At 42.9% G+C, this 15,813-nt stretch carries 10 protein-coding genes and 3 other annotated features; of the genes, 3 read left to right on the forward strand and 7 right to left on the reverse strand.

Annotation, left to right across the window (positions count from 1 at the left end; translation table 11 throughout):
• Positions 1–224 precede the first annotated feature (224 nt).
• The gene (locus ACFRAK_RS21030; protein ID WP_387601020.1) at positions 225–1,673 is read right to left on the reverse strand and encodes a DHA2 family efflux MFS transporter permease subunit; all 1,449 of its coding nucleotides are present in this window, start codon (positions 1,671–1,673) and stop codon (positions 225–227) included.
• Between the two features lie 254 nt (positions 1,674–1,927).
• Here ACFRAK_RS21030 and ACFRAK_RS21035 point away from each other — a divergent pair, with 254 nt between their 5' ends.
• Positions 1,928–2,827 (forward strand): TetR/AcrR family transcriptional regulator, encoded by a 900-nt coding sequence (locus ACFRAK_RS21035; protein ID WP_387600568.1) that lies wholly within the window; start codon positions 1,928–1,930, stop codon positions 2,825–2,827.
• 328 nt (positions 2,828–3,155) lie between these two features.
• A complete protein-coding gene (locus ACFRAK_RS21040) occupies positions 3,156–4,829 on the forward strand; it encodes a ribonuclease J (protein ID WP_394572422.1) in 1,674 nt (557 codons plus the stop codon).
• Positions 4,830–4,878: 49 nt separating this feature from the next.
• On the opposite strand, the gene ACFRAK_RS21045 is transcribed toward ACFRAK_RS21040, so the two are convergent.
• Both ACFRAK_RS21045 and ACFRAK_RS21050 read right to left on the reverse strand, forming a co-directional pair.
• Entirely contained in the window at positions 4,879–6,216 is a 1,338-nt protein-coding gene (locus ACFRAK_RS21045; protein WP_387601017.1) for an amino acid permease, read from the reverse strand.
• A gap of 512 nt (positions 6,217–6,728) precedes the next feature.
• Positions 6,729–7,964 carry an MFS transporter gene (locus ACFRAK_RS21050; protein WP_387600562.1) on the reverse strand — a complete coding sequence of 412 codons (1,236 nt, stop codon included), beginning with the start codon at positions 7,962–7,964 and terminating at the stop codon, positions 6,729–6,731.
• A 343-nt stretch (positions 7,965–8,307) separates the two neighbouring features.
• Here ACFRAK_RS21050 and ACFRAK_RS21055 point away from each other — a divergent pair, with 343 nt between their 5' ends.
• Positions 8,308–8,934, forward strand: a complete 627-nt coding sequence (locus ACFRAK_RS21055; RefSeq protein WP_387600559.1) for a LysE family transporter — start codon at positions 8,308–8,310, stop codon at positions 8,932–8,934.
• A gap of 202 nt (positions 8,935–9,136) precedes the next feature.
• On the opposite strand, the gene thrS is transcribed toward ACFRAK_RS21055, so the two are convergent.
• The 4 genes from thrS to ACFRAK_RS21075 all read right to left on the reverse strand — a co-directional run bounded on the left by thrS (position 9,137) and on the right by ACFRAK_RS21075 (position 15,781).
• On the reverse strand, positions 9,137–11,044 hold the full coding sequence (thrS, locus tag ACFRAK_RS21060; RefSeq protein WP_394572459.1) for a threonine--tRNA ligase: 1,908 nt from the start codon (positions 11,042–11,044) through the stop codon (positions 9,137–9,139).
• A 59-nt stretch (positions 11,045–11,103) separates the two neighbouring features.
• Positions 11,104–11,327 (reverse strand) — a binding site (T-box leader).
• Between the two features lie 31 nt (positions 11,328–11,358).
• Positions 11,359–11,581, reverse strand: a binding site (T-box leader).
• Between the two features lie 30 nt (positions 11,582–11,611).
• Positions 11,612–11,836, reverse strand: a binding site (T-box leader).
• A 147-nt stretch (positions 11,837–11,983) separates the two neighbouring features.
• Positions 11,984–12,583, reverse strand: coding sequence for a DUF7010 family protein (locus ACFRAK_RS21065; RefSeq protein WP_394572425.1), 600 nt, complete (start codon positions 12,581–12,583; stop codon positions 11,984–11,986).
• A 293-nt stretch (positions 12,584–12,876) separates the two neighbouring features.
• Entirely contained in the window at positions 12,877–14,340 is a 1,464-nt protein-coding gene (locus ACFRAK_RS21070) for an amino acid permease (protein ID WP_387600553.1), read from the reverse strand.
• Positions 14,341–14,455: 115 nt separating this feature from the next.
• Positions 14,456–15,781, reverse strand: coding sequence for a peptidase (locus tag ACFRAK_RS21075; RefSeq protein WP_394572427.1), 1,326 nt, complete (start codon positions 15,779–15,781; stop codon positions 14,456–14,458).
• Positions 15,782–15,813 lie beyond the last annotated feature (32 nt).

The following is a 15,813-nucleotide window of genomic DNA, read 5'->3' on the forward strand; positions in this document are numbered from 1 at the left end:
CCTCCAGATGCTCGCTTTCCGCGGGGCGGGCGGTGAGCCTCCTCGGCGTAAACGCCTGTGGGGTCTCACCTGTCCCGCTGCTCCATCAGGAGTCTCGCACTTGCGCTACAATCAACCTTAAATCGTTTAGTTTTTAAAAACAACTATCTTTACGAAAAGAGCCAAAAAGAAAAAGCCCCATGCTGCCTGAACGATTAAGGCGGCATAGGGCTTTATTGTTTCCTTTAAGCGGTTTGATCTTTTTTCACAGCTGGTTTTTCTTCAGCCGGCCATGCGCGCTTAATGAATAACGCCAGAATCAGCGCCACACCGGCAATGAAGGTAGATACAAAGAAGGAGAAGTTAATTCCATCCAGCATTGCCTGCATCCCGATTTGGGCTTTCATTTGGCCCATCATCTCAGCGGTGGGCTGGCTTGTTAATTTGCTCATCGCTTTCGTCATTAAATCTTCGGCAGTAGAAGCTGCACGGTTAGACATGACCGTAACGAGCAATGCCGTACCGACCGCACCGGAAATTTGGTTCAGTGTGTTATTCATGGCTGTACCGTGCGGGTTCATGCGGGCTGGCAGCGAGTTCAAACCATTTGTCATGATCGGCATCATGGACATTGACATCCCGAAGGAACGAACGGAAAACAGGATTACAATTTCTGTATACGTAGTTTCCATTGATAATTTACTTAGCAAATACGTAGTTACCACGGTGATGAGCAAACCGATTGAAGCAAGGATGCGGGCACCGAATTTATCGAAAAGCTTACCGGTAACCGGTGACATGAGGGCCATTAATAACGCACCTGGAAGCATCAGTAATCCAGAATCGAATGGTGAAATGCCACGTACTGTTTGTGTGTACATCGGAATTAAGATCATCCCCGAGAACATCGCCATGTTCAGTACGATTGAGATCGTTGCGGATAAAGCGAACATCGGGTGCTTGAAGATCTTGAACTCAAGCATTGGTGTTTCCATTTTAAGCTGGCGTGTTATGAAAAGGATCAGGGAGATGGTACCGACTACCAGTGTTCCGTATACCCACGGGCTGTCCCAGCCTTTGCTGCCTGCCGAACTGAATCCGTAAAGCAAACCGCCGAAGCCTAAGCTTGAAAGGATGACCGATATTTTATCAATTGAGATATCGACTTTTTCCTTTTTGTCTTTAAGTTTAAAGAAGCCGAAAATAAGCACTAATAAAGCTAGCGGAGTAATGAAATGGAATAGCATTCTCCAATCATAATGTTCGATGATCCAGCCTGAAAGCGTCGGCCCGATTGCCGGGGCAAACATCATGACCAAACCGAATAATCCCATTGCCGAGCCCCGTTTTTCAACAGGGAAAGAAGTTAATAGTACGTTCATCAATAACGGCATCATGATTGCCGAACCGGCAGCCTGAACCATACGTGCGCTCAATAATAGCGGGAATACATGCGCTACACCTGCCACGATTGTCCCGATTGAGAATAGGAGCATGGCTGTCAGGAACAGATTGCGCACCGAATATTTTCTTATTAAGAAGGCAGTTGTCGGAATCATGATTCCGTTCACGAGCATATAGCCCGTTGTCAGCCATTGGACTGTGGAAGTCTCGATTCCCAGGTCTATTTGGATTGATGGCAGTGCAATATTTAAAAGGGTTGAATTCAGTATCGATATGAACGCACCGACCATCAGTATGGCCAAAATGCCATACGAACCCTTTTTCTCATTTATTTGTGCAGTACTCACTTTTTATCTATTCCTCCATTCAAACTATTGGTTCATTTTATTAGACATGCGGTATATTCCAATCTCACAAAATCAATAATATACCCCTAGTTCATTTTTTGCAATAAAAATTTACTGGTTTAAATAAGGGTTTGTGCTGTGATGAAAAATAGAGTACGATTATTTTTATACAAGCAGTATAATGAAAATTAGGTGATATGATGAATAACCGAAGGCAGAATGTCATCGATACGGCTCATAAGCTGTTTATTGACAAAGGCTACCAAGCCACGTCCATCCAGGACATTTTAGATGGCAGCGGTATATCAAAAGGTACATTCTATAATTATTTCCCTTCGAAGGGTGAATTATTTATAGCCATTTTCCGTTCCTTCTATACAAAGATTCGCCATGACAGGGAAAAACTGTTGATTGGTCAAGATTCAGCCGATATTGAAATTTTCATCCGGCAGCTTGATATGCAGATGATGGTGAACAAGCAGAGCAAATTGCTTATCCTTATCGAAGAAGTCCGTGTTTCCAACGATGAAGAATTAAAACAATTCATCAATAATACGGTATTGTTTAACTTACGCTGGATATATAATCGTTTTATCGATATATTCGGGGAAAGCAAAAAACCCTATCTTTTAGATAGCGTCATCATCTTTCATTCGATGATGACCCACATGAATCATTTTAGCTATCGGGCAAACCCCGCCGGTACACCGGACATACAAATTATCCGCTATTGCATGAACCGCATTGTCCGCTTAGTCAATGAAGTGGCTGAAAGCGGGGAACAGATCATCGATCCGGAACTAATGGATAAGTGGTTTCCAAAGTTTACAAACAACCTTGATCCTTGCCATAATGATTTGCTTCAATCCACCACGGAATTGAAAAAAGCGATAAACAAAGCTTTGCCATGCGATGAAGATCGAACAAGAGCCATTGAATTGATCGACTTTATCCAAGATGAGCTGATGCAGTCCGACAAGCCGCGAAAATTCTTGATAGAAAGTTTGCTGCTCACTTTGAAAACTGGATATGCATCAAAGGTCCAAGCAAACATTGAGACTTTTGAAGAAAGCATCAATTCTTGCTTGAGCCTATGAAGATTGGAGATACACGCACCTGCCGAAAACGGCAGGTGTTTTTTTATGGCTTTTTGAATTGCCCTGTTTCCGCATACTTTGTTGCTATTTACCAAGTAGTGAGGTGTGGTTGATTTCCCCTCCAGATGCTCGCTTTCCGCGGGGCGGGCGGTGAGCTCACCTGTCCCGCTGCTCCCGCAGGAGTCTCGCACTTGCGCTCCAATCAACGTTAAATCGTTTCGTTTTAAAAACAACAATCTTTACGAAAAGAGCCTAAAAAAAGAGTTGGTTTTATAAAAGTGACCTATGGAAACACTATCATTATCATCATAAAGGGAGGTCTATCTACTTGAGTGCGAAAGAGAATGCTTTGTCCATACTGGCTCTGGGCGGAGTGAATGAAATCGGTAAAAACATGTACGTGGTTCAATATGCTAACGATCTCGTCATCATTGATTGTGGGGCTAAGTTTCCTGATGAAAGTTTATTAGGAGTCGATTTGATCATTCCCGATATTTCCTTTCTTCAGGAAAATAAGGAGAAGATCCGCGCTTTAATTGTGACTCATGGGCATGAAGACCATATTGGCGGGATCCCTTATTTCCTGAAAAAATTGAATGTACCCATTTATGCCACACGTTTAACACTTGGTTTGATTGAATTGAAATTAAAAGAACATAGCCTTTTGGCTGATACGGAATTAATCCAGATCGATTCGGATTCAAGGTTGGAATTCGGGGAGATGGTTCTGGACTTTTTCAAAACGAATCATAGTATACCCGATTGCCTTGGAGTCACCATGCATACGCCTGAAGGCACGGTCGTTCATACAGGGGACTTTAAGTTTGACTTGACTCCCATGAATGATCAGTATCCCGATATCCATAAAATGGCCAAAATCGGGAGTGAAGGTGTACTGGTTTTATTATCTGAAAGCACGAACGCAGAACGTCCCGGCTCAAGCCCCTCTGAGCATCTGGTTGGCAGCCATATTGAAGAAGCCTTCATGCAGGCAAAACGGAAAGTCATTCTTTCGACCTTCGCTTCAAATGTCAATCGCGTTCAACAAGTTGTGAACGCTGCACAGAAGACAAACCGGAAACTCGCCCTGATTGGACGAAGCATGGTGAACGTCGTATCCGTTGCCATTGAACGCGGCTACCTCGAGGTACCTGATGGGATGCTTATCCAACCGCAAGAAGTGGATAAATATGCTCCTGAAAGGGTCGCGGTTTTATGTACAGGAAGTCAAGGAGAGCCATTTGCTGCACTTTCCCGGCTTTCCAGTTCGAATTATCGGGATATGAGTATATTGCCTGATGATACAGTGATTCTTGCCTCCACTCCAATACCCGGAAATGAACGGGATGTTTCACGCATCATCGACAACCTGTTTCAACTTGGCGCCAAAGTCATTTACGGTTCTGGGACAGTAACGGGCATGCATGTTTCCGGACATGCCTATCAGGAAGAATTAAAGCTCATGCTTACCCTGATGAAACCGAAGTATTTCATACCGATTCACGGTGAGTATCGGATGTTGCACCAGCATCGATTGCTAGCTGAGTCTGTCGGGGTGGAGAAGGACCACACTTTCATCATCAATAACGGCGATGTGGTGGATATTGAAAACTCCGTTGCCCGTCAAACGAGAAAGGTCATTGCAGGCAATACCTTTGTTGATGGAGTTGGCGTTGGTGATGTTGGGGAAATCGTTCTGCGGGACCGTAAGCATCTTTCCGAAGATGGAATGCTCGTGATCGTCATAACACTAAGCAAGACGGAAAGAAAAATAGTATCGGGTCCCGATACCATTTCCCGGGGATTTGTTTATGTTCAAAATTCCGAGGACCTCCTTAGGCATGTGAACCGTCTTGTCACGAAAACGGTCAACGACTTACAAAGTGAAAAAATATACCGCTGGAACGTCATCAAGCAAACCATAAAGAAGGAACTGGGGCAATACCTCTATACTCAAACTAAGAAAAAACCAATGATCCTTCCGATCATCATTGAGGTTTAGCGCCAAATCGAAAGCACACAAAAAGGAACTCGATTCGAGTTCCTTTTTTTCAATCGAGCCCTGATTTACCCGCTTTTGCGGCCATCGCCTTATTCTTATTCCAAACCTTGAACTTCATGAAAACGGCGGCAAGACCGATGATCACGATGAATAAAAGGCTGATGAAGAACCCTGGACGTATCTCTTTTTCAAGCAGGGTGCCACTTACGGCGGCCAAAATTAACAGAAGCCCGAAAACGGCCGTAATCTTACTCCAAATCTTATTTTCCAAGATTTTAAAAGAAGAGAGAATGATGAATGCCCAGTTATACAAAAGTAATATCCCAGCTGATGTCGTAATGTATTCATAAATCTTGCCTGGCAGGAGCAAGGCAGTGATGATTGATCCTAAAAGTCCCAAGGCTCCAAGACCGAGTGAGGGCAGTGGAAGATCCTTGAATTTCTTGATCTTTTGCATGAATAATGCGGGTGCATTCCCATCATCGGAGAGGGTTACCAATAGATTGGTTACACCAAATAGTGAAGCGGTCATCGTCGAGAAACCGGCAATGATGATCGCACCGTTAAAAACGTGCGGGAAAAATGCCAGGTGATAACTGTCCAATGCCGAAACGAATGGGCTTTCTTTTTCACTGAATGCCCCTAATGAAATCATGGTTACGGCTAACCCCAATGAAATCACATATATGATGGTAAGAACAAAGAGCATGATAGTCCCTGCCTTAGGCGCATCTTCCTTCTTTTTAAGCTGCATCGCCATCAGTCCAATGACCTCAATTCCGCCAAATGCATAAAAGGCATAGATAAGCGATGTCCAAAACCCTTTTAGCCCTTTTGGAAATAATTCATTGAACTTATTCGGAAATGAGGGCGGTTTCCCTCCATCAAGACCAAACCAGCCGAAAACGGCACATATTGCAATAATGATAAACATGACGATCGCTGCCGTCTTAATTATCGCAAGTATGTTTTCCACTCTGTCGAACCCTTTTGTTCCCAGCAATACCACCACGATCGAAACAATGGCAAAACCGGATGCAAATAGCCACAGCGGGACCTTCGGAAACCAAAATTGTGATAATAACGAAAGCGCAGTAAGCTGGCTTCCCATGATCAATATATTGGAGGACCAATAATTCCAGCCACAGCTAAAGCCAGCCCATCGTCCAAATGCTTTATTGGCATAATAACAAAAAGAACCCTCTTGAGGATCGGCAGCCGTCATCTTAGCTAGCAGATTATAAACGATGTAAGTACCTAGTGCAGCCAATATAAATGAAAATACAATGGATGGCCCAGTCGTTTTAATCCCTATGGCCGAACCGAGGAAATACCCTGTCCCGATCGTACAGCCAACACCGACCAATGATAACTGCCACCATTTCATATCGCCTTGTTGTGCACCAGATTCTGCGGAATTTTGAGCAGCCTTCCCTTTAGCTGAACGGCAATTGGCTTTTGTTGTCATAGCATTACCCCCTTCCATCATTCATAGTGTTGTTAATGCCACAATGAATTATGTAAGGAAGAAATTTACCAAATGGTTAATCAAGTATTCGAATAAGAATTGAAGCACTGTGATACGACGGCTGAAATGCCTTGATAAGCGCCGATAAAGATAAGCCAGGGATGATGGAAATAGCCATTAAGCTTTTTTCATTTAGGTTCTTTTCGTAAAGATTGTTGTTTTTAAAAACTAAAACGTTGATTGGAGCGCAAGTGCGAGACTCCTGCGGGAGCAGCGGGACCTTGGTAAATAGCAACAAAGTATGTGAAAACAGCCTTCATAAAAACCTGCAAAATCCAATGCAGCTACAAAAAGACCAAGAAAAATCATCCAGCTATAGATGAAAAGTACAAAAAAAGCCGTTGGAAAGACCGGCTTTTTCGGAGAAATTATTAGGAGGCAGCAGCTTCTTTTTTGTCTGAACTAATGAATTTCCAAACAATCAGGACGATTCCTATACCAATGATTCCTGTAATGATATAGCTCAAATTGAGATGATTTTTCATGACAAGGGACATGACCGGAGGGCCTGCCGCAACTCCGATGAACCTAGATGACATGTAGAAAGAGGTTATCGTCCCACGCTGTTCCTTTTTTATATTTTGAGTGATGATTGCGTCTAGTGTCGGCAATAACGCACCAATTGCTATGCCCGCCAAACTTGTTACGAGTAATAATAGGAAAACTTTATTTTTTGTAAAACCGACAAATACAAGGCTGATTGAAAGGACAATCAAACTAATCATGATGATCTTTTTCATGATTGGCAATTCGCCCTTGATTTTCTTCCCGGCAACATAAGAAGACACACAAAGGAAAAATAGCGGGATCGCTATCACTAAACCTTTTTTGATTCCATGCAAATCATGGATTTTTTCCAAATTATCAGACAAAAAGAAAAGAACACCGAATAAAACCAACATGACAAATACACCAATCAGGAAAACTGTATATAACCATTTTCCTTCCTGTTTGAATATTTTTTTCGTATCATTCCAAAATTCATTGAATTTCTTCGGATCATCCTTTTCCTTTGGTACCTTTATAAAGAAAAAGACCAAGACAATAGATATTAAACTGAAGAATGAAATCGAGAAGAATGGTAAAAACCAGATAAATGCAGCAAACAGGGAACCCAATATTGGACTAAGCACTTTCCCAAATGTATTCGAGGTTTCTATGATACCCAGACAAGCACTCGTTTTTTCATCATCATCCTTGTATAAATCCCCCACAAGAGGCAAAATGATGGGCGAGGCACCAGACGCCCCAATCCCCTGCAATACCCTCCCAATGATGATCCATGTATAGGGATTTTCCATTTTCCATGATGCATAACCTGCGACCAAGCCACCAATGAGGGCTAGGATCAGACTTGGCAGGATCACCATCTTCCGTCCGAATCGATCTGATAAATAACCTGCTATGGGAATTAAAAAAATGGATGCAACGGAATAGCTTGTTATCACCATGCTTGATTGAAATGAAGATATCCCCACCTTATCCTCGAAAATGGGCAAAACCGGAATAAGCATTGAATTTCCAAGCGTCATCACCAATGGAATCGATGCCATACTGATCAGGCACCACACGCTTACATCTTTACTTTGCTTCTCATGACCCTCCATACTTACACTCCTCATCCATTATAAAAGCCACTAATTGCATAAAAGGTAACCATTCGTGAAATCAATATGTGTTTTGCATCATTTTTTAGATGTCTTAAATTATTATGTTATAGCTTTGAAAGATTTATTCAGTAGCGCATTAACCAAAATTACCCCTTTTGACCTTTAAAACAAAAAAAACTACTGTATAACAATGGCTTTCTCTTTTTTCACAATGACTGGTAAGCGCAAACCGGACCATGATTCACCATGTCCACACTAAAAGGGCTAAAAAGGTGGTACAAGTCCAATTGTTTGAATACATTCAAATAAGCGAAGATGTATTAAACGATGAGGTGATGAATTGGGCGTTTTTTTCAGCTATATATTATTAGGTTTATCACTGGCGGCTCCTATCGGTCCCATAAACGCTGCTCAATTGGACAAAGGAATCAAAAAGGGTTTTTGGCATGCCTGGATTTTTGGATGGGGTGCCATTTTAGCAGATCTTGTTTTTATAGCCCTCGTCTTTTTCGGTGTCGTCCACTTTTTGGACAACTCCTTCATGAAGACATTTTTATGGCTTTTTGGATTTTTCGTCCTGACCTATACCGGGATCGAAAGTCTGCTAAGTGCAGGCAAGATTGAAGTGAATGCACGAAAAGCGAAAGACTCCCTTTTTTCTTCATTTCTGACAGGCTTCATCATGTCCCTTTCGAATCCTTTATCCATTTTGTTTTGGCTGGGCATTTATGGATCCATTCTCGCAAACTCCGCATCAAAATATGATATGGATCATTTACTTTTTTACAGTTCAGGGATCCTTGTCGGCCTCTTGATCTGGGATTTCGCAATGGCCATCATCGCCAGCACTTTCAGACGCTTTTTATCCAAACCCATTCTAATAGGCATCTCGATCATTTCGGGTATATCCCTTATAGGGATTGGCATTTACTTTGCCATCCAAGCAGCCAAGGTTTTATTTACATAAGCATTTACTGGAAGAGTTCGTATAGAAAAGACAGCCGATTTATTCGGCTGTCTTTTTTTATCCAAACCTAATCCAAGGGACATATACTCGTGAATTATGTGCATTTACTCGTGAGTTTTGTGCATTTACTCGTGAGTTTTGTGCATTTACTCGTGAGTTTCGCGCATTTACTCGTGAGTTCCGGATTAAGCTGCTTTTTTTGTTAGATGCTGCGTTCTTTTATTTGCTGGACCATTTTCTTGATGAACGTTTCTATTGCGACATTTTCAACCTCTTGTTCCCCGTATTTCCGGACATTCACTTCATTTTCTTTCTCTTCTTTATCTCCAAGAACCAGCATATATGGGATTTTCCCCATCTGTGCTTCCCTGACTTTATATCCGAGCTTTTCATTCCGATCATCAATTTTCACTCTTATGCCTTGATTCTTCATTTCTTTTTGAACCTTTAAACAATAATTCAAATGAACTTGTGAGACAGGGATGATCTGTACTTGCACCGGGGCGAGCCATACTGGAAAAGCACCTGCAAAGTGTTCTATCAGGATTCCGAAAAAGCGATCGATCGATCCAAAAATGGCACGATGAATGACGACTGGACGAACTTTTTCATTATTTTCATCGATGTAAGTTAGATCAAATTTGTCGGGCATTTGAAAATCAAGTTGGATTGTTGCACATTGATGGCTTCGTTTTAAAGCATCTTTAATATGAAAATCAATTTTCGGTCCATAAAATGCCCCGTCCCCTTCATTTACTTGATATTGTATCCCGATGCTTTCCAGAACATTTTTCAAGGCTGTTTCAGAAGCTTCCCAAAGGGAATCATCACCCATTGAATCCTCTGGGCGCGTCGAGAGCTCCACGGAATACTCGAATCCAAAAGTGCGGTACACCTTATCGATCAGATGAAACACTTGTTTAATTTCACTTTCGATTTGATCCTGCCGAACAAAGATGTGGGCATCATCCTGACAAAATGTACGGACACGCAGCATCCCGTTCAATGCCCCGCTATATTCATGACGGTGGACTTGACCGAATTCGGCCATCCGAATGGGTAAATCCCTGTAAGAATAAAGACTGTTTTTAAAAATGAGCATATGACCCGGACAGTTCATTGGCTTCATCGCGAATTTTGTTTGATCCACCTCAGTGAAGTACATATTCTCATGGTAATGATCCCAGTGACCCGATTGTTCCCATAACCGCTGGTTCATCATGAAAGGAGTCCGAACTTCGTCGTAATCAGCTTCAGTCTGAAGCTCCCGCGAGAATTTCTCCAATTCATTTCTAACAATTTGCCCTTTCGGTAAATAAAACGGCATTCCAGGGGCTTCCTCCGAAAACATGAATAGTTCCAACTGCTTTCCTAATTTACGGTGATTGCGCTTGGCCGCTTCTTCCAGGAATTCAAAGTGTTCCTGTAGATCCTTTTTCTTTCGGAATGCCACGCCATATACCCTTTGAAGAACTTCATTTTGATTGTCTCCCCGCCAATAGGCACCAGATACACGAGTCAATTTGAACGATTTTACAATTGATGTGGATGGAAGGTGCGGCCCTCTGCAAAGATCGACAAATTCCCCCTGTTGATAGATCGTTAATTTTTCACCATTAGGGATGCTCTTTGCAATATCCAACTTGAATGACTCCCCTCTGCCCTCGAATAACTTCACAGCTTCTTCATAAGTCACTTCGACCCTTTTTATTTCCAGATTTTCACTTATGATATGTTCCATCTCTTTTTCAATAGCTTGTAGATCTTCTGGACTCAAAGGATGGTCTAACTTAAAATCATAGTAAAAACCATCTTCCACAACTGGCCCCATTCCTAATTCCACATTTCGGTACAATCTTTTCACTGCCTGTGCCAAAACATGCGCTGCTGTATGTCGTAATACTTGTAATCCTTCATCCGAATCCAGAGTCAAGATCGACAATTCGGCATCCTCATTCAGCTTGTGACATAGATCAACCAGTTGCTTATCCAGTTTTCCTGCCACTGCCTTTTTCCTTAAACTTGAACTGATGGACCCTGCCACACCTTCCACTGTCATCCCAAGCGGATATTCCTTTTGCTGCCCATCCGGGAATTGAACTTTAATCATTTTTTCACCCATCACATAAACACCCCTTTTTAAGTAATAAAAAACGCACTCATCCCTAAGTAAGGGACGAGTGCGTTTATACCCGTGATTCCACCCAATTTCCCATGAGCAAGTAACACTCATGGCTCTGGAGCTTGTAACGCAGCTTAGACGTTATCAGTTACTCTTGTTCACCGATATAGCTCAAAGGCGGTAAATCAGTTTCCTAAGCCAGGAAGTTCGCAGCTGCCCTTCCCTCTCTGTAGACCGTAAAAATGATTCATGTCCTTATCATGGCACTAATTATAATAATAAAAAAACGCACCCATCCCTAAGTAAGGGACGAGTGCGTTTTACCCGTGGTTCCACCCAATTTCCCATGAGCAAGTAACACTCATGGCTCTGGAGCTTGTAACGCAGCTTAGACGATATCAGTTACTCTTGTTCACCGATATAGCTCAAAGGCGGTAAATCAATTTCCTAAGCCAGGAAGTTCGCAGATGCCCTTCCCTCTCTGTAGACCGTAAAAATGATTCATGTCCTTATCATGGCACTAATTATAATAATAAAAAACGCACCCATCCCTAAGTAAGGGACGAGTGCGTTTATACCCGTGATTCCACCCAATTTCCCATAAGCAAGTAACACTCATGGCTCTGGAGCTTGTAACGCAGCTTAGACGATATCAGTTACTCTTGTTCACCGATATAACTCAAAGGCGGTAAATCAGTTTCCTAAGCCAGGAAGTTTGCAGCTAACCCTTCCCTCTCTGTAGACCGTAAAAATGATTCATGTCCTTATCAATGCTTCTAAAATGTAATGGATTTTTATATTGTTATATATATTACAATATATTCCCATAAGTGACAACCTCAATTTTATAATTCTCAGATTCTTGACCTGGATGAAAAATTAATCAAAATGAAAAACCCGTTCGCCATGACGGTTTTTTTGATTGATTCAATCTTCATCGGCTATCGTTAGACTTGAATTCTTTATTCTAAGCCATAGCGTAAGTCCAGTGATCCAGAGAATTAGCGCGCATCCAAAGCCGAGCAAAGATAACGGTGCAAGGATTTGATGCTCCCCAAACATGACAGTGTCTGGCAAAATAATCAATGTGATAAGCGCCAATAAACAGAGAAGCACTCCTGTTGCATAGTAAACCTTGATTTGGAAAAGTGACGCCAAAGGTAAAAAATGAATCCCTACAATAATGGCGATGACCCCTGGTATAAGCTCGGTCTGATTGATCAAGTTACAGATGACAATGGCAATCCCAATCAGCAAACCTTCGGCAATGAAGACCATATTAAACAAAAATCCGATACGCTTCAGACGCCTAGCCCCATTTTCTGAAACTTGATTGGACATTTTTTGTGATGCATGAATTAATGAAATGCCGCCGATAACCATTATGATTCCCACGAAGATGGCTGCGAGTTCCACGTAGGGAAACCCCCACCCCTGCAATCCCATTACACCTGTACCTGCCCACAGTGTACCGAAGACCGCCATGAAAATGACTCCAATTCCAGAACCGCGATACGCCTCTTTCATTCTCAGTTTCCTTTCATCCACAGTAATAAAAGTACATAGAATAATAGTATTGCTTACCCTCCCCAATTATTCAGCTATAAAAACTGATTCATTGCAAAAATTACCATGTTGTGAATTTTAATGGATAATTGCCGCTTTCGTCGATATAACTGGATTTTCGGAGATATATTCCTATTTTCGGAGATATAATCTTGTTTTCGGAGATATAATTCTACTTCCGTTAGATATCGTCTAATTAGTGTTCATAAAAAAACCTGAGTCCCAAAGGGATTTCAGGTTTTTATCTATTCATATCAAGCCACATCTGATTTATCAAATTGACAATCTTTTAATGATATTAATTTGGTCTTGTGATAAATCTTGTATCCTGACCAGATCGCCAGGAATATCGGTAATCCGATATAGGAGACAGCGACGCCATACCAGTCGATGCTGCCGCTTAGGAATGCTTGATAATTCTGCCCGGCAATGACTCCCATGCAAAGGACGAATGATAGGATCGGACCGAGTGGAAACCATTTTGCTTTATATTTCAATTCGTTCAGGTCACCACCCTGTGCAACATAGGCAAGTCTAAAGCGATAATGGCTGATGGCGATTCCAATCCAGGCGATGAAGCCGGTTAGCCCGGATGCATTCAATAGCCATGTAAATACATGGTCCCCAAAAATGGAGGTCAAGAAGGCGAGCCCACCAATTAATGTCGTTAGAATCAAAGCATTCATCGGGATTCCCCTGCGATTGACTTTGGCGAGGAATTGGGGAGCTTGTTTATCTTTCGCCATCGACCATAACATCCGCGTTGATGCATATAGTCCAGAGTTCCCTGCGGATAGTAAGGAAGTCAACACGACTGCATTCATGACGGATGCCGCGAATGCAAGTCCTGCCCGTTCAAAGACAAGTGTGAAAGGGCTTACAGAAATGTTTTCGACGTCCCCGTTCAGCAAACTTGGACTTGTATACGGAATCAAGAGGCCGAGTATCAGGATGGCTCCGATGTAAAATAATAGGATGCGCCAAAATACTTGGCGGATCGCATTCGGAACATTTTTTTCGGGATTCTCACTTTCCCCGGCAGCAATCCCAACCAGCTCCGTGCCTTGAAAAGAAAATCCCGCGATAAGAAAGATTGAGATGATCGATAAAAATCCTCCCTTGAATGGTGCCTCGTCCATGGTGAAGTTTTCAAATCCAATCACCTTTCCGCCAAAAACCCCAAATATGGTCAATAAACCAATAATGATGAAACAAATGATGGCAATGACTTTTATTAAGGCAAACCAATATTCAGATTCACCATAGCTTTTAATGGATAGGGCGTTGAGGGTGAAGACGATTCCAAGAAATAATCCACTCCATATAAGGCTGGGTACATCAGGGAGCCAGAATTTCATGATGATGGCTGCAGCAGCTATTTCCACGGCAAGGGTGACAGCCCAGTTAAACCAATAATTCCAGCCAAGTGCAAAGCCGAATGCGGGATCAACAAAGCGTGTGGCATAGGTGGAAAATGATCCCGACACAGGCATATATGTCGCCATTTCCCCTAAGCTCGTCATAAGGAAATACACCATGATTCCAATGCAGGCATAGGCAACAAGGGCACCGCCGGGCCCTGCGCTCTGGATGGTTGCCCCGCTTGCCAGGAATAATCCGGTTCCTATTGAACCTCCAATGGCAATCATGGTCATATGCCTTGCTTTCAGTTTCCTTTTAACTGTCGGTTCTTGATTATCAATGAGATTCATGTCCATATGGTTCCTACCTCATTTTCTTTTAAAGTTAAAAGTTCAAGAAATATAAGAGTTTTTAACAACCGCTTTGTGAAAGTCTTAATAGTTCGCTTCACTTGCTGGGATCCTATTCAGTTTAATTGCCATTGCCTGGTATCGTCTCCCTATTCCCGGTCTGGGTGACTCCATCCTGCTCAGGCTCCATTCCACACCATTGAATTAATGTTAGGGCAATGATTTCGGCCGTGGAGAACACGTTGTCGAGCAGGATGTATTCATTTGGATAGTGTGCAACCTCGGTTACTCCTGGTCCGAAAACGATTGCAGGCGTTTCACCGACATGTGTCAGCAATCCCCCATCCGTTCCCCAAGGGGAGGCCTCAATGACAGGGTCCTGCCCGGCCACTTGCCGATATTGATGAACAAGCGCATTCATCAGTTCATGCTCTACATCAATTGCTCCTGGAACCCAGCGTGCCCCGAACCACTCCAATACGGGCGGGTTTTCCTTGAACCATTGGTCCACTTCCACCAGCTGCAATAACCAGGACGCCATTTCATCCTTCGCCTGCTCCATCGTTTCCTCCGGCGCAACGCCCATCCTTCCTTCGATTTTCACAAGGTCAGGGACGGATGACGGCCAATTGCCGCCTTCAATGACACCTAGATTGATAGGTATCGGAATAGGCGTGTTCTGATAAAGCGGATCACTGACACGTGCATTTCGCTTTTCTTCCAAGGCACGAATATGATTGATGACGGTCATGCTTTTTTCTATCGCACTAACGCCTTCATATCTTGTTCCGCCATGGGCTGACCGTCCTTTGACATGGATTCGGAACCACATCGAACCCTGCTGTTTCGGGAAGATCCTCATATTCGTCGGTTCAGGGATCAGGGCGGCATCTGCTTTATATCCCCTCAGGACGGCTGCCAGTGTTCCGGCCCCGCCGCTTTCTTCTTCAATCACACTTTGAAAAATGACATCTCCTTTTAATTGGATGCCACTTTCCTTCAATGCCTGCATCGCAAGGATCAGCGATACATTTCCACCCTTCATATCGGTTACACCCCGACCAAACATTCTTCCATTTTTAATCGCTCCACTATATGGATCGTCGTCCCACTGATCCCGGTCACCATCCGGAACCACATCGATGTGTCCGTTCAATATGATGGAACGTCCGCCGCCAGTCCCTTTCATGATACCTACCACATTGGGGCTGTTGGAAAATTCACTGCGCGGAGAATAGAAATAAGAATGCTTTTTCAGCTCGCTGCCGTCCGGTTCCCAACTATCGATTTGCAAACCCATTTCCTGCAGCTTTTGGGCGACGATGGCCTGTGCCCCTGCTTCATTTCCTTGCGTACTTGGAGCTTGTACCATTTTTTGCAGTAGGTTTGTTCCTTCTTCCCGATGATCCTTGATCCATTGGTTTATCCGTTTTTTAATATCCGGCACATTTATCCCTCCTTAATCTTGAATGCATATTA

The organism is Peribacillus sp. NPDC056705 (assembly GCF_043656335.1).